The organism is Chryseobacterium sp. P1-3, assembly GCF_000738495.1.
In the GTDB taxonomy this organism is placed as follows: Bacteria; Bacteroidota; Bacteroidia; order Flavobacteriales; family Weeksellaceae; genus Chryseobacterium; species Chryseobacterium gallinarum.
This window is the reverse complement of record NZ_JPEQ01000007.1, coordinates 334798-351443: the sequence shown is the minus strand read 5'-3', so window position 1 is coordinate 351443 and position 16646 is coordinate 334798. Positions and strand designations below refer to the sequence as shown.

The window sequence follows — 16646 nt, the reverse complement described above, 5'->3', positions numbered from 1 at the left end:
TTAGTCTGTTATATTTTTTAAAAGATTGACCAGCTTTTCATTTTCCTGCCGGCTTCCTACGTTAATCCTGATACATCCTGGTATAGCAGGATCCCTTCTGCTTACCAAAATCTCATGATCCAGCATTTTTCCGTATACCTGATCTACATTTTTCATTTTAATCAAAAAGAAGTTGGCATCCGTAGGAAAAATTTTCGCAATGCATTCAATATCCCGAAGCTGATCTTCCAACCATTCTCTTTCTATTAAAATGTTCTGCACATTCTGCTGAAGCTTTGTTTCTTCATCCAGTGTTTTCAGAATTAATTCCTGGCTTAATATATTGACGTTATAAGGTGCTTTTACCGTATTAATAAGACTGATAATTTCTTCTGAAGCATAAGCCATTCCTACCCTGGCTCCTGCTATACCCCATGCTTTTGAGAAAGTCTGAAGTACAATCAGATTGGGATATTTTTCAAGAAGTCCCAGACATGATTTTTTTCCGGAGAATTCTATATAGGCTTCGTCTACCACCACAAGTCCATTGAAATTCTGAAGATAAAATTCAATGTCATCTATGCTGTTTCCCGTAGGGTTATTTGGGGAGCACAAAAAGAAAATTTTGACCGGTTCTTTCACAAGGGTTAGAAAGTCTTCTTTTACAATCTCGAAACTTTCATCAAGATTGAGTTTTAATACGTTATTCTCATTGATGGCAGCATAAAACCCGTACATCGCAAAGGATGGATTCATCATAAGTATAGAGTCTTTTTTAGGCTCACAAAAAAATTTTGATAATCAGGTCGATCAGCTCGTCGCTTCCGTTTCCTATTGCAATCTGTGATGGCGAAACATCCTTAAGCCCTGCCAATTTGTTTTTAAGCTTTTTCTGTGTAGAGTCAGGATAGCGGTTAAATTCTCCAAACGGGCTCTCATTGGCATCCAGCATGACAGGTGCATTAAATTCATGCTGATCCCTGAAACTGATGTAGGGCTGTAGTTTTAATATATTTTCTCTAACTAAAGTATTGATACTGTTATTTTTCATTGTAACACTTTTCATTTCCAAATAAACAAGACAGCTAAAAGCTGGTTATAATGTAATTAATTATTCTAATTTCTAAGATTAAGATGAAATGTAAAATTGGGGCAATTCAACTAAGCTTATAAGACGTAAGGCTTTCTGACCGCTCTCTCTACTTTGTGTAACCCTTAAAAATTAAGATCTTAATCGTATTGACACTGCATTTTTGTGTGCAAACAGTCCTTCCGCCTCGGCCATAAGCTCTATTGTCTTTCCTAAATTTTGAAGTCCTTCTCTGGAAAGATGCTGAAATGTTATTTTTTTCACAAAACTGTCTAGTGAAACACCGCTGTAATTCTTTGCAAAGCCATTGGTAGGAAGGGTATGATTGGTTCCACTGGCATAATCTCCTGCACTTTCACAGGAATAATTCCCAAGGAAAACAGATCCTGCATTCCGGACCTGTGCGGTATACTGATCAAAATTTTCTATGGCCAGGATAAGGTGTTCCGGAGCATACAGATTACTGAATTCCATGGCAGCATCAATGGTATCTGTAAGTATAAAGGAACTGTTTTCCAAAGCCTTGGAGGCCATTTCATTTCTGGGCAGGGCTTTTAACTGCCGGTCAACAGCTTCTATTGTTTCGTTGAAGACTTCAAGATCTGTCGTAATAAAAATAACCTGACTGTCGTTTCCGTGCTCTGCCTGGGAAAGAAGATCAGCGGCACAAAATTCAGGAACGGCATTTTCATCGGCAATTACTAGTACCTCACTGGGCCCCGCAGGCATATCAATTGCTACTCCAAAGCGCTGGGCATATTCTTTGGCTGCTACTACGAACTGGTTTCCGGGACCGAAAATTTTATATACTTCCGGAATACTTTCTGTTCCCAGACTCATCGCTGCAATGGCTTGTGCCCCTCCGCTTTTAAAAACCCTGGAAACTCCGCATATCTTTGCGGCATATAAAATCGCCGGATTAATCTTTCCGTTTTTATCGGGTGGTGTGCAAAGGATAATCTCTTTACAGCCAGCCAGATTGGCAGGAACAGCAAGCATCAGAACCGTTGAAAACAAAGGTGCCGTACCTCCCGGAATATAAATTCCCACTTTCTCTATGGCACGGTTCTCCCGCCAGCAGAAGACTCCTCTTGTTGTTTCAATTTTCCGGATCTCCTGCTCCTGGGAAGTATGAAATTGAGCAATATTTTCCTTTGCTTCCCGGATCGCCTGTTTCAGATCATCACTGATCCTGTTTTCCGCTTCTTCAATTTCAGATGGGGTTACTGCAATACTACCGGTTTCTGCTTTATCAAATCTTTTATTGAATTCTATTAAAGCCCGGTCTCCATTTTTAGCGACTTCCTGAAATATTTCTTTAATAATCCCGGAAATTTCTTCCTGCTTTAAAACCGGCCGCTCGATTAAATCAGCCCATGTATCTTGTGTGGGGTACCTGTATATTTTCATCTGTACTATCTTTTAAATAACCATTTTATCTATCGGGATAATTAATATATCCTGGGCACCGTTTTCCTTCAGTTCATCAATTACTTCCCAGAATCTTTCTTCTTCAATGACAGAATGAATACTACTCCATCCTTCTTCAGCCAGAGGAATTACCGTAGGACTTTTCAAAACAGGAAGCACTCCGGCAACCTTTTCTATTTTATGGTTGGGAACATTCATCAGAATATATTTTGATTTTTTAGCCTTTAAAACTGCTTTGATTCTGAATAAAAATTTTTCGAGAATGATTTCTTTTTCAGGTGATAACCGGGGAGTTTGGGCTAAAACGGCTTCAGATTTCAGTAAAGTGACTGTTTCCCGTAATCCGTTTTTGAATAAGGTACTTCCTGAACTTACAATATCACAGATCCCATCCGCCAATCCAATATTCGGGGCAATTTCCACGGAGCCGGAGATGACGTGAATGTCTGAAACGATGTTTTCTTTTTCCAGAAAATTTCTAAGGGTATTAGGATAGGATGTGGCCACCTTTTTCCCCTGGAAATACGAGGGATCATCGGTCTCCACTTCCTTGGGTACAGCAAGGGAAACCCTGCATTTGGAGAATCCCAGCTTCTGGATAATGGGAATATTTTTTTGTTTTTCAATCAGCAGATTTTCTCCTACGATGGCAACATCCACTACCCCGTCTTCAAGGTATTGCGGGATATCTGAATTCCGGAGATACATGATTTCCATCGGAAAGTTATCTACCGAAACTTTAAGCTGTTCTTTACCGTTGTTGACTAATATTCCACAGTCTTTGAGGAGCTGTAAGGAATCTTCGTAAAGCCGGCCACTTTTTTGAATCGCAATTTTTAATTTACTCATTTCGTCTTTTTTGAGTCCGAGTAAATAAAAAACTGATCTGTTGAAGATTTCTGAGGAGAATTCAGGAAACAAAAAAACCGTCTATTTACTCAGACGGTTTTTAATTATTTTTGATTTTAGCATCAACAATTATCAATCAATTCCGTCTAGCAGAGATGATGATGATAATGATGTAATGCTAAAAAAGTTGGTTTCATTGTATTGAATTATGATGCAAATGTAGGATTTATTTTTAAAATGCAAAGCTTTTTCAGATAATTTTTTGATAAAGGTTTATCAGTTCTCTTGCAATTGATTCATCATTAAATTTCTGAACAAACTCAAAACCCTTTTCTGCACGGCGTTTTCCCTCTGATTCATTTTCCCAGAGAAATGTAAGCTTGGCTCTGATATCAAGCTCATTGTGAGGATCTATATAGACAGAGTCCTTACCTCCTGCTTCCGGCAGGCAACTTGTATTGCTTGTTACCACTACCGTTTTCGAAAAAAGAGCCTCTATCACAGGGATTCCGAAGCCTTCAAAAAAGCTTGGATATATAAAAATATCTGCCAGTTTATAGATTGCTGCCAGCTCTTCCATAGAAACTCCTTCCAGAAATAGAACCTGTTTTTCCATTTTATTTTTTTTCAAAAAGCGTTCTATTTTCTGATAATATTTTGTCTTTCTGCCTACAACTACCAGGGGTATTTCTGTCTCTTTAATAGCTTTTACCACATTCAGAAGATTCTTACGCTCTTCAATGGTTCCGACATTAAGAATAAAAACGCCCCGGCAGATTGAATTTGTTTTTGACACTTTGTATGAATTCTACTGGCTGTTGTTCTTTAAAAGCTTGATGACATCCCTGATAAATCACTTCAATCTTATCTTCAGGAACCTTTAAATACTGAATGATATCTCTTTTGGTCTGCTCTGAAATGGCAATAATTTTATCTGCGGTATCAGCCGCTTTCTTAAATTTCCAGAAATGTATTTTCCGGTCAAAAAAAGAATAGTATTGTGGATACCGTACAAAGATTAAATCATGAATGGTCACCACCTTTTTGATAGGATCTTTCCCCCATTTTAAAGGAAGCTCCCCGGAGAGTCCGTGAAAAATGTCAGCGCCTTGTTTCTGCGCATCTTTTCCCATTTTAAACTGGCGGGAAAAGTTTCCTTTTGAGATTTCAATAAACCGTACATTGGAGCGGTTCAGAATCTCTTTTCCGCGTTCAGATTTATTTTTATTGAGCAGCAGGTATTCATTTTCCGGTGCATATTCGGAAAGTATTCTGACAAGATCGCGTGAATAATTGCCCAACCCGGAAGTATTGTGAAAAAAAACGTTTTGCGTCAAAGGCAATTTTCATAGTGTATCTGTAATTTTATCAAAATTATTAGAATTCATCAATTTTCCCCGGCATAATCCCGGGATCCATCGAGAATTTATCTTTGTATCTGTTTCTGAAAGTCCTGAAAGGTGCCGAACGTATGTCCCTTATCTTTCAGCCATCCTACGAACGAATCAAACCTTTGTACCATATCTTTTCCGGAATTTTTTACGGTAAAACCCGGAAGCCTGAATGCCTCATCTTTAATTTCTGCAAATTCCCACGGATGGAAATAAATATTAAGGTATTTATCTTTTCCTAACGTATCGGAAGCTAGCTTTTTGTACACTGCCAAAGGAAAATTATGAAAACTCAGCCAGAATAACGGAATCCTGAAATTGGGTGTTACCGAAGCCGGAACCTGCATTACGTTTCCTTCTTTGAAATACGTTCTTGACACTTTTAAGTTGTTATATCTGCCCGGTAAAAAGGTTGGATTGATAGAAGAATTATAGGAATACCCTGCTTTTTCGACGTCTTTGTTGTCAACAGGCATCATTCTCGGCATTCTTAGTCCTGTTATTTTGGTGGAGAAAAGTTCCTCCAGCCGCTCTCTCGATTCTTTAAGATGTTTCACTTCAAATTCTGAATGGAACCAGGTGTGGGAAGCCAATTCATGCCCGTCCTGTAACAACCTTTCGATAAGGGGCCTGCTGTTTTCTGCGAAAACTACCGTAGAAAAAAAAGTAGCTTTCACTTTATATTTCTTAAGGATATCCAATATCCTTTCCAATCCGGTCTGCGAAATTGAAATTTGCTTTTCAAAAGGAATTTTACCTTTGTATTCAAATGGCATATCAAATTCCTCAATGTCAAAACTTAATAAAACCATTCTAAAAGTTTTTGTTTTTAATAATATAATTAGGTCTGTCTTTCACCTGTTTAAATATTTTTCCTAAATAGATTCCCATTATCCCCATAATAATCAATTGTAATCCTCCAAAGAATACAATCGTCATAATAAGCGAGGCCCAACCTGAGATTTCTGTTTTGGCAATAAATGAATGGATGACATATATCCCGTATCCGATAATAGAAATTGCTGAAAATAAAAAACCAAGGTAAGCCGCAATATAAAGGGGTTTTACACTAAAAGCTGTAATTCCGGTAAAGGCAAAAGTGAACATTTTTTTAAGATTATAGCTGCTTTGTCCGGACATCCTTTCGGCTGCCGTAAAATTAATCCCGGTCTGCCTGAATCCCATCCAGCTTGTCAGCCCCCTCAGGAATAAATCATCTTCATTAAAATTGCGCATTACTTCCACGGCATTGGCATCCATCAGCCTGAAATCGGAGCCGCCTCCTTTTGTTAGATTAACATCTGACAAGTTGGATAAAAGCTTATAAAAAAGATCCGATGTTTTTCTTTTAAAATAGGAAATCTCCTTGGGATAGGTTCGTACAGTAAAAACCACGTCATATCCTTCCTCCCATTTTTTTATCATTTCCGGGATAAGTTCCGGCGGATGCTGAAGGTCTCCATCCATAGAAATGACTGCATTCCCGTGGGCATTATCCATGCCTGCTTTTACAGCTGGCTGATGCCCGAAATTCCTTGAAAATTCAATAAATTTCACTTCATCAAACCGCTCTGAAAGCTCTTCCAGTTTCTTCTGCGTATTGTCCCTGCTCCCATCATTTACAAATATAATTTCAAAGTCATAATGATGCAGCCCATCAAAAACTTCTTTGATTTTCTGATGGATCACAGCAACGTTTCCTTCTTCATTATAGGCAGGAATTACAATTGAAATTTTCTTCATAATGATTAATTCAGACTGTAGTTTTTCTCAAAATCCTTGGTCAAAAGCTCATAAGTTACTCTCAGCCAAACCAAGATACAAGGTACGGCTTTTAAGGAATACTTGATGATATAGTTCTCTTTTACAAACTTGGGAAATAAATCTGAAGTGGAGAAACAGGTAAAAATAATCACAAAGACAAGCAACCCGATAATGAAAGGAGTTCTTTCTTTTTGAAGAAAAAACCATATTAAAAACGCCTACCACGGCAATGATATAAGTAGGAGACTCAGAGCTGGAACTGAATAAGACTAAAAACAGTAAGGTTGAAGCCAGGATCATTAGCTGAAAGGCATAGTGCTTATATTGCCTGATCCTGATATAAGGTAATGCAAAAAGCGGTAGCCCTGCTGCTAAAAAAACAAGGTTGGAGATAGAGGCATCTCCTAAAATCCTTCTGAAAAAGCCCATTAATGAAATATCCTGCATATTGCCCAATACCTGGTTCTCATTATTTTTTTCTATAATAGACTGAAACCAGTCCGAATAACACTGTATGACAAATGCCGGGCTTGAATATGCCATCGGAAGTACAAAAAATAACAATGCAATGCCAATTCCTGAAAGAATAAATTTCGTCTTATTTTTGATAAAGAAAAATTGGGTAAGTCCTACAATACCGTAAATTTTCACAAATACTCCTATTAATATGGCCGTAACGGATTTTACTTCTTTTCTTTCATAGATATAGACAGCAGACAGCAGCAAAAGCCCTGTTAAAGCTACATTAAACTGCAGGCTTAAAGCTGCGGTAATATATTCCTGAAGACAAAGCAACCCAAAAATTGCTTTTTTGGAATCTGAAAACGGGAGTTTATAAATTCCATAAATGAAGATAAAGGTATTTGCTACATTCCAGAGGGAAATTCCAAGCCAGTCAGGCATCATGGCAAATGGCGCAATCAATGCACTGAAAAAGACCCCGTAATGATTCAGATCAAAATAGAGATCGGGATAATGGATAAACAGGTTTTTCTGATGAATGGTATTGAAAAATACATTTTTAAAGATCAGATAATTATTAATCGCATAGTCTCCCCTGAAATATTTGGAAATTGCGGTAACAACCGATATAATAAGATAAACCCCAAATATATATTTAGGGTTTAATAGTATTTTAAGAAATTTTTCTTTCAAAATTGTGGAATATTAGCTTAAAAAATTAATCTTAAACAGCTACATTGTTATCTCTCAATGCATCATTAAGAGACGTTTTTCTTGTCTGTGGATTCTTTTCTCTGACCAATGATCAAAGCACATGGAACCTGATATTCTCCTGCAGGATATTGTTTTGTATAGCTCCCCGGAATCACTACAGAGCGGGCAGGAACCCTTCCTTTAATTTCTACCGGTGTATCTCCTGTTACGTCAATAATTTTTGTAGAGGCCGTCAATACTACATTAGCTCCCAGTACTGCTTCTTTTTCTACGTGAACACCCTCCACCACGATACATCTTGATCCGATGAAACAATCATCCTCAATGATTACCGGAGCGGCTTGTAATGGTTCCAATACCCCGCCAATTCCTACACCACCACTCAGGTGAACATTTTTACCAATCTGTGCACAGCTTCCTACGGTTGCCCAGGTATCTACCATTGTCCCCGAATCTACGTATGCCCCGATATTTACATAAGAAGGCATCATGATCACTCCTGAAGCTACAAAAGAACCTTCTCTTGCAATCGCATGGGGTACTACTCTTACTCCTTTTTCCGCATAATTTTTCTTTAAAGGAATTTTGTCATGGAATTCAAACGGACCTACTTCAATAGTTTCCATTTTTTGGATCGGGAAATACATTACTACGGCTTTCTTCACCCATTCATTTACCTGCCATCCGTTTTCCGTAGGTTCTGCTACACGAAGTTCCCCGGAATCTAATAAAGAAATTACCTCTCTTATCGCTTTTTGGCTGTCTTCATTCTGTAATAGGTCTCTATTATCCCAAATGTTTTCAATAGTTTGTTGTAACGACATGTTTCTTGTTTAAATTAGTTTGAAAAATTATACGCGCCAAAGATACAAAAAAGTTCAGCAAAACAGTTTTTAAGTTGTTGCTTTTAATAAAGGCGAAACATACGCCCAACCCTCTTTTTATAAGACTGATAGGTGGGGCCGTGCTGTTTTAATAAATACTCTTCTTCCAGCCGTATCTGGATCTGCATTACAATACTTCCCACCAGTAAAAACAAGAAAGTGACTGCGGTGGGAACTACCAGAAAAAAACCGGCAAGACTTACCGTCATTCCTAAAAAGACAGGATTTCTGGAGTATTGGAATAAGCCGTGGGTAATAAGTTCGGTTTTCATTTGATTATCAATTCCAATCCGCCAGGACTCTCTCATCTGACACTGGGCTATAATTACCCAGATGAAGGCAAGAATCATCATTATAATCCCTGCATATTGAACTTCTTCAGCTTCCCAAAGCGGTATTTTAAAAGCTTCTTCCATCGTTTCGGGAAATAATAAAAACAGAAAGGTGTAGATAAAAAGAGCAGCCATAATGAGTTTAAAATACCAACCTACCAATGCATAGGCTGAATCATCTTTTGGTAAAACATCAGGACTCTTACCAATTTTCCTGGCAACCGCTATGCTGATTACCAAAAATGAAACCGCAAAGAACAAAATAAAATAAAAAGGAATAAAGAATCTGATGAAATCTGTCATGGTGAAAATGTTTATGTTTCTGACAAATTTCATGAATTTCAGGATGCAAATCTATTGCATTAAAGTTTTCACTTATATCATTGATTTAACGGATCTTTTGGTCTTTTTAAATTCGGTCAGACTCATTTTATGCTGTTTTTTAAAAAAATTTGTTCAGGTGGCTTTCATCTGAAAAGCCAAATTCTGTGACAATTTCATTGATCCTCATATCACTGAAAAGAAGGCGGTGCTCAATCAGTCTCATCTTATAATTCAGGATATAATGGGTAATGGTTTCCCCACACTGCTTTTTAAAGTAGCTTCCGAGATAGGTTTCAGAAAGACCAAATTGCCGGGCTATTACAGAAACTTTCAACAAAGCCGGGTCATGGATATTTCCCTGGATATAATTAATGATTTCCAATATCCTTTTATCAGTATTGGATGCAATATGCTCTACTCTCATCTTTGAAATGTTCCTTGCTGCAATTACGATAAGCGCATTCACATAATGTAAAGTGAGTTCCTCCTGGTAAAGATCAGGATAGTGAAGTCCATGGAGAAGAGAAGCGATGATGGAATCAACCAGAACAACATCAGATTTATTCTGCAATATACATCCTGAAAGATAAGAAGCTCCATAAAGCAGGCAACCTATAGAATTAATACTGTTCCACTTATAGTCTTTTATATAGTGTTCACTGAACTTTACGAGTAAGAGCTCAGTTTTTTTCTTCAATCTGCAGATAATGCTCGTCATCGGGAGTAAGCAGAATAAGGCTGCCTTTGCTGTAAGAGGCAAGATTATTATTGATTTTAAGTGACCCTTTCCCGGAAATGACATATATAATCTGAAAAAAAGAAAACTGATTCCCTTTCAGCGGACAGTTTTCTGTCTGAAGATATTCTACTTTTACTAACTGATCTATATTCTCTCTTTTCATAAGGCAAAATTACTTATTTATCATTGAAATATACTGATTTTTTACATTTTTTCTGTCCAAATTTGCTAGATCAAAATTTTTAAAAATCAATGAAAAGATCAATTTATGTGCTGGCACTCGGTGCATTTGGTATTATTACCACCGAATTTGGAGTTGTAGGTATTTTACCTACCATCAGCCGGCAATTTGGAGTATCCATAGATACAGCAGGATGGCTATTAAGCGCTTTTGCAATAACGGTTGCCATTTCTTCCCCTTTTATTACTTCATTTACCACTAAAATAAACCGGAAGCTGCTTCTGTGTCTTGTCATGAGCATATTTGTGCTTTCAAATCTTATATCTGCTTTTTCCACCAATTTCACTATGCTTATGATTGCCCGTATTTTACCGGCCATATTGCATCCGCTTTTCTGGAATATCTCCAATGCCATTGCATTCAAAGAAAAGGGAGCAAAAGGAGTTTCCACTGTCATGCTGGGTTTAAGTTTAGCTACAGTGCTCGGGATTCCGATTACAACATATGCCGCAGATCTTTTTCATGATTGGAGAGCATCATTTTTCCTCAGCAGCGTAATAAGTCTGATTGCTTTTATCGGGCTGTTGGTTTTTGTTCCTTCCATTCCGGGAGACAAAGCAAAGTCTGAACAGGATCAATTGGTTATACTAAAAGATCCTCTTCTGTGGATTAATCTTATTTCCACGATCTGTACACTTTCTGCTATGTTTTCAAGCTATACTTATCTTACTGCTTTCCTTGAACAAATCACAAAACTGGATGGAGCACAGATCAGCATGATGCTTCTCCTCTTCGGTGGTATGGGAACTATTGGAAACTGGCTGATGGGAGTTGCCCTGCACAAAAATGTACAGTTAACAAGCAGACTGTTTTTAATCCTGTTAATTACAGTACAAATTCTTGCGTATTATCTGGGAGGGATTTTTATTCCTATGATTATTATTGTTTCACTGTGGGGAATGATCCATACGGGCGGCTTTTTGGTTTCCAATATCCGGACCACCCAGTCTATTCCCCATCAGGCACTGGAATTTGTCAACAGCTTACTCACATCATCTTATAATATCGGAATTTCGCTGGGCGCTTTTCTTGGCGGAATCGTAAGTTCTTATTATGGGGTTCAGCATGTACTTTCGGTAAGTATATTACTCCTTGCGGTTACCTTTATTCTGAGCTTCTTTTCGTTTCCCAAAAAGATTACGGAAAATGAAGAAACCGGTCAGGAAGAATTTACAGCGTCTGTATGTGAAAATCTGTAACCGGATTATTGTTTTAAAAAAGCAACTCTTCTCACGATGGGTTGCTTTTTTATTCTTTTCCAATTACCAGGCTCCGGCAATCAGGCTTATGACCGGTTGATTACTATTTTTTATAGAACTCTTTGCGCATGGAGATATGCTTTATTCCAATATTTCTCATTCAAAGATGAAATGATGACTCCTTTGGAAGTAGAAGCATGGATGAATTTCACTTCTCCATCGGGCCCAATATCGTGGACAATCCCTACATGAGAAACCCTGCTTCCGCCACCTGTCGCAAAAAACAGCAAATCCCCCGGTTTTACGTCTCTGATATCTATATTTTTTCCGGCTACCGCCTGGTCTGATGATCTTCTGGGAAGACTAAAATCATTTTCTTCAAAAACTTTCACGGTAAATCCGGAACAATCAAATCCTGAAGAAGTATTTCCTCCGAATTTATACGGGGTTCCAAGATACTTTTCAGCATCTTTCAGAATATCACTGATGGACCGCGGGACTTTACCGTCAAATGTAGAGTCTAGCTTTCTGAGATTTTCAGATTTTGCCACTGTTTTGGTGCCTGATTTCCTGCTGGCAGAAACTTTTTTTGAACTTCCGCAGGAAACAACTAAAACGGAGGCCGCCAGTGCAATAGCAAGCCGCTTTATTTTCAATGTATCTTCCAATAATCCCGATTTCATATCCATCTGATTTTTACCCGATTATAAAATTCTTTACAAATATACATTTTATATATTAACTATGCTATAAGTATACTACAACTATATGATAAATATATGTTAAAATTTTATTTCCCGTTATTTATTACTATATTTGAGACCAATTTGGCAGTATGGCAACATATGAAAGCATTATCAAGATCAAAGGGGCTGTAGGCGACCTCGTTTTTTTATACTCTGAATGGCAAAAATGTGGTCCGGAAGAAAAGCGGGTTTAATAAAACAGCCTTTACAAAGAATCCTTCTTATGAGAAAGTACGCCAAAACAGCACGGAATTCGGACATTGCTCCAGAATGGGTAAAGCCCTGCGAAGTTGTTTATCTTCATATATTAAAGAAGCAGGTGATCCCCTCCTCTATCAGAAGTTTGCAAGACTGATGACTTCGGTTAAAGATCTGGACCTTACTTCGGAGAGAGGAAAAAGAACTGTCGGAAACGGTTTAAAAACCGAGCAAGGGAAAAAGCTGCTGAAAGAATTTCAATTTGGTAATGTAAAGAATATAGTACCGGAAGTTAGGATTGAAGCTCAAACCCTGTATACAAATCATTATCATACTGTAACGAATAATATTACCTTAGTAATAATAAAACCGGATTTTGAAAATTATAGAATGGAATTTGTGGAAGAAACCTTCCCGTTGGCTTCCGGACAATCTGTAAGTCTGAAACCCGGATTCTCAAAAGATGATTTTCTGCTTTATTTTATGGTAATAAAAAAAGAGGACGGATCCATTACCCATATGGGATTCATATAAATAAAAAAGCCTGCAGCAATCTGCAGACTTCTATTTATTTTTTGTCCCCTTTCCAGGTTCCTGCTTTTGCAGGATTCGGAAGTGAATTAGACCAGTTTCCATTACCTTTTTTATCTGTGCTCAGGGTTCCTCTGAAATCTCCTTTGGAAGGAAGTCCCACTACGGCGTTCAGATCACCTGAAGGACTTAGATTACCGGATATTACATAATTTTCATTATTGAGATCAGAATGCATGGTTCCTGATACTTTACCTTCAGTATCTACCACAAAATTCCAGACTCCTTTATCGCTTCCTTCGTAAGACCCTGACCATGTTCCTACATAATCGTAAATCGTATCGTCTTCTGAGCTACAACCGATAAATAAAAATGCCATTAAAAAAAGTAAAAAAAAGTTTCTTCATAATTTCAGTAATTTTATAATCTAAAAATCCTGTTATTCCTTACTAAGGAATTGAGCTTAATATTTATTATTCTATTTCGTGCAAATCTACTAATTTTTTATTCAAATTATCTGAAATTTAATCAGCAGGCCATATGTTTATTAATATTCAACATATTCCGGCTAAAATACAATTATTTTTCAAATAAAATAAGTACTGAATTTTTGAATTATTTTTTAAAGATTGAGATTATCCTCTTCATAATATTATATGATGTTAGTAGCTACTATCCATCGCTGTAAGAAATGAATTGTAATTTATAAAATAACAATATCCTTATTGTAGTTAAAAACTGATGCGTAATCTTTATCGTACTTGCTAAAATTCGGAAAAAATAAATTTCATAAAAAACTGAAGTTCAACACTATAAAAAACACTTGTATACGGTAAGGACCAGACTACAAACTGGGATTCCATATCCGTCAATAAAAAATGATGTAAATTTGCCCCATCCATCGCAACAAAGGATGATTTTGAGTTTAAATATCATGAAAAAATTAACATTTTCTTTACTGGCATTTGTTATCCATACCGTTTGCCAGGCACAGCATTTTGACGTTATCCCATTGGGAATATATGGAGGAGAACAGGAAGACAATCTATCAGCTTATCTGGTAGGAGCCCCTGAAGAGAACTCTTTTCTTTCTCTTGATGCAGGCACTGTCAATACCGGAATACGAAAAGCCATTGAGTTTAAAAGTCTCAGCGGAACGGAGGAAGACATCCTAAAGAACCAGATAAAAGGATATTTTATCTCACATGGTCACCTGGATCATTTAGCCGGTCTTATCATCAATTCTCCGGCAGACAGCAAAAAGAACATTTTTGCCATTCCCTCTGTAATCCAGATTCTGCAAAACCATTATTTCATCACCGATACCTGGATTAATTTTGCGGATCAGGGGCAAAAACCTATTCTCGGAAAATACCATTATAATGAACTGCAAACGGGGACAGAAATACCGGTGGAGCAAACTTCACTTTTCTTAACAGGATATGAACTCAGTCATGTAAATCCTTATAAAAGCAGTGCAGCGTTGGTAAGATATGACAATCACTATCTGCTTTATTTAGGTGATACCGGAGCAGACCGGATTGAAAAGTCAAATCAGCTTGAGCAGCTCTGGAAAAATATTGCTCCATTGATTAAAAAAGGTCAATTGAACACCATATTAATTGAAGTTTCTTTTCCGAACAGCCAACCTGAACACCTTTTGTTTGGCCATCTTACCCCTAAACTGCTGGTAGAAGAATTAAACCAATTAAAAGAAAAAACCGGACAGAAGGATTTGAAAAACCTACATATCGTAGTAACCCATAGAAAACCTACCAAAGATAACCCTGAGATTATCAAAAAAGAATTATTAGAAAACAATCCTTTACAGGTACAGTATATTTTCCCGGAACAGGGTAAAAAGATAAGCTTACCTTAAATAAAAAACAAAAGATGAGTCACTACCGGACTCATCTTTTCATTGATGAAGCCTCACAGCATCAGAAATGATGTTATAATGGTAAAAGATGGCTTTGGAATTGTTATCATATTGTAAGAGTACAAAGGTAAAATCAATTCATTGATCTTTCTAAGTGTACCTATATCCATCAGATATATTCAGCGATTGGGTGCTTTCTTTGCTCATTTACAAAATGATTAGAATCTTTGTGTTTTATGGATCAGGAGCAAAAGTTGGGGACATAATAAATTGGATCTGAATATAAAAAAATTCTGTTCATTATTGATTAGCGTCAAAATTATTGAGATCGTTTTTCACGCAAAGTTTAAAAAAATAATGTCCGATTTCAAGTAGGTAAAGAAGGCAGCATAGCTGCTGACTAAGCGCAAGCAAAGTCTTCGCTTCATCAGAATCGATTAAAAATCGATTCATTTCTCAGCTTACTTAAAATAAAGAGTACTTAAAAAGAAATCTTTGTGTGAATTTTAAAAATTAAATAGATCTAAATGTTATAAGACCACAACTTTTGCGCTTGATCCGTTTTTATTAGATATTTCTCACTGCAAAAAAAAATCCTGCAAAATTGAATTTTGCAGGATTAGTCAGTTTTTAGTGTATTTAGAGGAATTCTTCAATAACACAAAGTGGAGAATACGGGATTCGAACCCGTGACCTTTTGACTGCCAGTCAAACGCGCTAGCCAACTGCGCCAATCCCCCTTTTTTAAAGCGGTACAAATGTAAGTATTTAAATGATATTTACAAATTTTTTTTGAATTTTTATTGTGTATTGCATGAAATAGGTATTTTTAACTCCCTAACTTTTGTACCTGACCCGAACGGCCTATATAGTATCTATAAAATTGTACTGGTATTTATTCCGGCTGTATAATTACAAAGTGGACAAATTTAAATTCATTTTTTATGTCTTTACGGATACGGCGTATTGCTTCAGTAATTTCTTCTGTATCAAGGTGATCCTCAAAATCTATTATGAGCATCAGGACTACTTCTTCCGGCGATTGATATGTAGACAGGATATTTTTGGTTTTCACTACAGCAGCATCTTTTTTCTGCAAGTTGAGCAATTTTTTCCCTGGTTTCAGTGGCTATTCCCTCTCCCATCAATAAGCTCCTGCTTTCCCTGGCCAGAATAAAGGAAACAAAAACCAGTAATAACCCGACAATTACAGAAGCTAATCCATCGAGTTCCGGAATTTGTAACGAATGGCTCAGCCACATCAGTATCATAACAATAATCAGTCCGGCTACGGCTGCACCATCTTCAAAAACAACGAGAAAGCTTGAAGGATCTTTACTTTTTATAATCGCATCCCACCACCTCATGCCATTACGGGTTTGATTAAATGCTTTTACTGCAATAATAAAAGAAGTACCCTCGAATATAAGAGAAAGTAATAATACAATATAATTCCAGAAAGGATCTTTCATTACTTCCGGCTCCATTATGTGCGCAATTCCCTGGTAAACAGATAAAGCACCACCCAATCCAAATATCAGTATGGAGACCACAAAGGACCAAAAATAAAGCTCCTTGCCATAGCCAAAAGGATGTGATTGATCCGGGGCTTTTTTACTTCTTTTCATCCCGTAAAGTATCAGCAATTGATTAGCAGTATCTACCGTTGAATGTATACCCTCCGAGATCATGGACGAACTGTTTGTGAACGCTCCGGCGATGAATTTGGTAAGTGCAATTAGCAAATTTGCAGCAAGGGCACTATAGATTGATTTTTGATTATTGTTCATAAACTAGTAGTGAGGCATCATGTTTACACAACAAAACGTAATTCTTTCCGGCTGTTCGCCGCCGGAAGTGCAGAATTTTTCGGCAGAACTTTTTTGGTAGTAT

General features: G+C 37.2%; 15 protein-coding genes, 1 tRNA gene and 3 pseudogenes. 3 read left to right on the top strand and 16 right to left on the bottom strand.

The genetic code is table 11. The annotated features are described in order from the left end of the window. The 12 genes and pseudogenes from HX13_RS10125 to HX13_RS24010 all read right to left on the bottom strand — a co-directional run bounded on the left by HX13_RS10125 (window position 1) and on the right by HX13_RS24010 (window position 10122). Window positions 1–738, bottom strand: a complete 738-nt coding sequence (locus HX13_RS10125) for an aminotransferase class I/II-fold pyridoxal phosphate-dependent enzyme (protein ID WP_238555221.1) — start codon at window positions 736–738, stop codon at window positions 1–3. Window positions 739–760: 22 nt separating this feature from the next. Next, on the bottom strand, window positions 761–1030 hold the full coding sequence (locus tag HX13_RS24015) for a hypothetical protein (protein ID WP_238555220.1): 270 nt from the start codon (window positions 1028–1030) through the stop codon (window positions 761–763). Window positions 1031–1201: 171 nt separating this feature from the next. Further along, entirely contained in the window at window positions 1202–2479 is a 1278-nt protein-coding gene (gene hisD / locus HX13_RS10120; RefSeq protein WP_050020969.1) for a histidinol dehydrogenase, read from the bottom strand. A gap of 12 nt (window positions 2480–2491) precedes the next feature. Next, on the bottom strand, window positions 2492–3349 hold the full coding sequence (gene hisG / locus HX13_RS10115) for an ATP phosphoribosyltransferase (protein ID WP_050021402.1): 858 nt from the start codon (window positions 3347–3349) through the stop codon (window positions 2492–2494). A 250-nt stretch (window positions 3350–3599) separates the two neighbouring features. Beyond that, window positions 3600–4699: pseudogene (locus HX13_RS10110) on the bottom strand (glycosyltransferase family 4 protein). Window positions 4700–4775: 76 nt separating this feature from the next. Further along, window positions 4776–5552: a polysaccharide deacetylase family protein gene (locus tag HX13_RS10105; protein ID WP_050020968.1), complete on the bottom strand. Its 777-nt coding sequence runs from the start codon at window positions 5550–5552 to the stop codon at window positions 4776–4778. Window position 5553: 1 nt separating this feature from the next. Beyond that, window positions 5554–6483 (bottom strand): glycosyltransferase family 2 protein, encoded by a 930-nt coding sequence (locus tag HX13_RS10100; protein WP_050020967.1) that lies wholly within the window; start codon window positions 6481–6483, stop codon window positions 5554–5556. Between the two features lie 5 nt (window positions 6484–6488). After that, window positions 6489–7659, bottom strand: a pseudogene (locus tag HX13_RS10095) (glycosyltransferase family 87 protein). Between the two features lie 31 nt (window positions 7660–7690). Next, window positions 7691–8504, bottom strand: a pseudogene (locus HX13_RS10090) (2,3,4,5-tetrahydropyridine-2,6-dicarboxylate N-succinyltransferase). Window positions 8505–8587: 83 nt separating this feature from the next. Continuing rightward, complete coding sequence (locus tag HX13_RS10085) at window positions 8588–9199, bottom strand: methyltransferase family protein (RefSeq protein ID WP_238555219.1); 612 nt, start codon at window positions 9197–9199, stop codon at window positions 8588–8590. A 139-nt stretch (window positions 9200–9338) separates the two neighbouring features. After that, window positions 9339–9917 carry a helix-turn-helix domain-containing protein gene (locus HX13_RS10080; protein WP_238555218.1) on the bottom strand — a complete coding sequence of 193 codons (579 nt, stop codon included), beginning with the start codon at window positions 9915–9917 and terminating at the stop codon, window positions 9339–9341. Beyond that, entirely contained in the window at window positions 9901–10122 is a 222-nt protein-coding gene (locus HX13_RS24010; protein WP_238555217.1) for an AraC family ligand binding domain-containing protein, read from the bottom strand. The genes HX13_RS10080 and HX13_RS24010 overlap by 17 nt, the downstream gene beginning before the upstream one ends. An 89-nt stretch (window positions 10123–10211) precedes the next feature. Between HX13_RS24010 and HX13_RS10075 the strand changes: the two genes are divergently transcribed. Beyond that, on the top strand, window positions 10212–11399 hold the full coding sequence (locus HX13_RS10075; RefSeq protein ID WP_050020965.1) for an MFS transporter: 1188 nt from the start codon (window positions 10212–10214) through the stop codon (window positions 11397–11399). Window positions 11400–11509: 110 nt separating this feature from the next. Here HX13_RS10075 and HX13_RS10070 read toward each other — a convergent pair whose 3' ends face one another. Beyond that, a complete protein-coding gene (locus HX13_RS10070; protein ID WP_128572339.1) occupies window positions 11510–12082 on the bottom strand; it encodes a C40 family peptidase in 573 nt (190 codons plus the stop codon). Window positions 12083–12313: 231 nt separating this feature from the next. On the opposite strand from HX13_RS10070, the gene HX13_RS10065 reads away from it, so the two are divergent. After that, complete coding sequence (locus HX13_RS10065) at window positions 12314–12877, top strand: hypothetical protein (RefSeq protein WP_238555216.1); 564 nt, start codon at window positions 12314–12316, stop codon at window positions 12875–12877. Between the two features lie 34 nt (window positions 12878–12911). Here the strand turns inward: HX13_RS10065 and HX13_RS10060 are convergent, their stop codons facing one another. Further along, on the bottom strand, window positions 12912–13253 hold the full coding sequence (locus HX13_RS10060; RefSeq protein WP_050020964.1) for a hypothetical protein: 342 nt from the start codon (window positions 13251–13253) through the stop codon (window positions 12912–12914). Window positions 13254–13808: 555 nt separating this feature from the next. Here HX13_RS10060 and HX13_RS10055 point away from each other — a divergent pair. Continuing rightward, window positions 13809–14753, top strand: a complete 945-nt coding sequence (locus HX13_RS10055) for an MBL fold metallo-hydrolase (protein WP_050021400.1) — start codon at window positions 13809–13811, stop codon at window positions 14751–14753. A 666-nt stretch (window positions 14754–15419) separates the two neighbouring features. Here the strand turns inward: HX13_RS10055 and HX13_RS10050 are convergent. Together HX13_RS10050 and HX13_RS10045 are read right to left on the bottom strand one after the other, a co-directional pair. Further along, window positions 15420–15493 (bottom strand) — tRNA-Ala (locus HX13_RS10050). 261 nt (window positions 15494–15754) lie between these two features. Then, complete coding sequence (locus HX13_RS10045; RefSeq protein WP_202962915.1) at window positions 15755–16543, bottom strand: cation diffusion facilitator family transporter; 789 nt, start codon at window positions 16541–16543, stop codon at window positions 15755–15757. Window positions 16544–16646: the final 103 nt, after the last annotated feature.

Bases quoted from the DNA above. Each gene is read 5' to 3' on its own strand.
- HX13_RS10125 (WP_238555221.1), bottom strand. From the start codon at position 738: ATGATGAATCCATCCTTTGCGATGTACGGGTTTTATGCTGCCATCAAT.
- HX13_RS24015 (WP_238555220.1), bottom strand. From the start codon at position 1,030: ATGAAAAATAACAGTATCAATACTTTAGTTAGAGAAAATATATTAAAA.
- hisD (WP_050020969.1), bottom strand. From the start codon at position 2,479: ATGAAAATATACAGGTACCCCACACAAGATACATGGGCTGATTTAATC.
- hisG (WP_050021402.1), bottom strand. From the start codon at position 3,349: ATGAGTAAATTAAAAATTGCGATTCAAAAAAGTGGCCGGCTTTACGAA.
- HX13_RS10105 (WP_050020968.1), bottom strand. From the start codon at position 5,552: ATGGTTTTATTAAGTTTTGACATTGAGGAATTTGATATGCCATTTGAA.
- HX13_RS10100 (WP_050020967.1), bottom strand. From the start codon at position 6,483: ATGAAGAAAATTTCAATTGTAATTCCTGCCTATAATGAAGAAGGAAAC.
- HX13_RS10085 (WP_238555219.1), bottom strand. From the start codon at position 9,199: ATGACAGATTTCATCAGATTCTTTATTCCTTTTTATTTTATTTTGTTC.
- HX13_RS24010 (WP_238555217.1), bottom strand. From the start codon at position 10,122: ATGAAAAGAGAGAATATAGATCAGTTAGTAAAAGTAGAATATCTTCAG.
- HX13_RS10075 (WP_050020965.1), top strand. From the start codon at position 10,212: ATGAAAAGATCAATTTATGTGCTGGCACTCGGTGCATTTGGTATTATT.
- HX13_RS10070 (WP_128572339.1), bottom strand. From the start codon at position 12,082: ATGAAATCGGGATTATTGGAAGATACATTGAAAATAAAGCGGCTTGCT.
- HX13_RS10060 (WP_050020964.1), bottom strand. From the start codon at position 13,253: ATGGCATTTTTATTTATCGGTTGTAGCTCAGAAGACGATACGATTTAC.
- HX13_RS10055 (WP_050021400.1), top strand. From the start codon at position 13,809: ATGAAAAAATTAACATTTTCTTTACTGGCATTTGTTATCCATACCGTT.
- HX13_RS10045 (WP_202962915.1), bottom strand. From the start codon at position 16,543: ATGAACAATAATCAAAAATCAATCTATAGTGCCCTTGCTGCAAATTTG.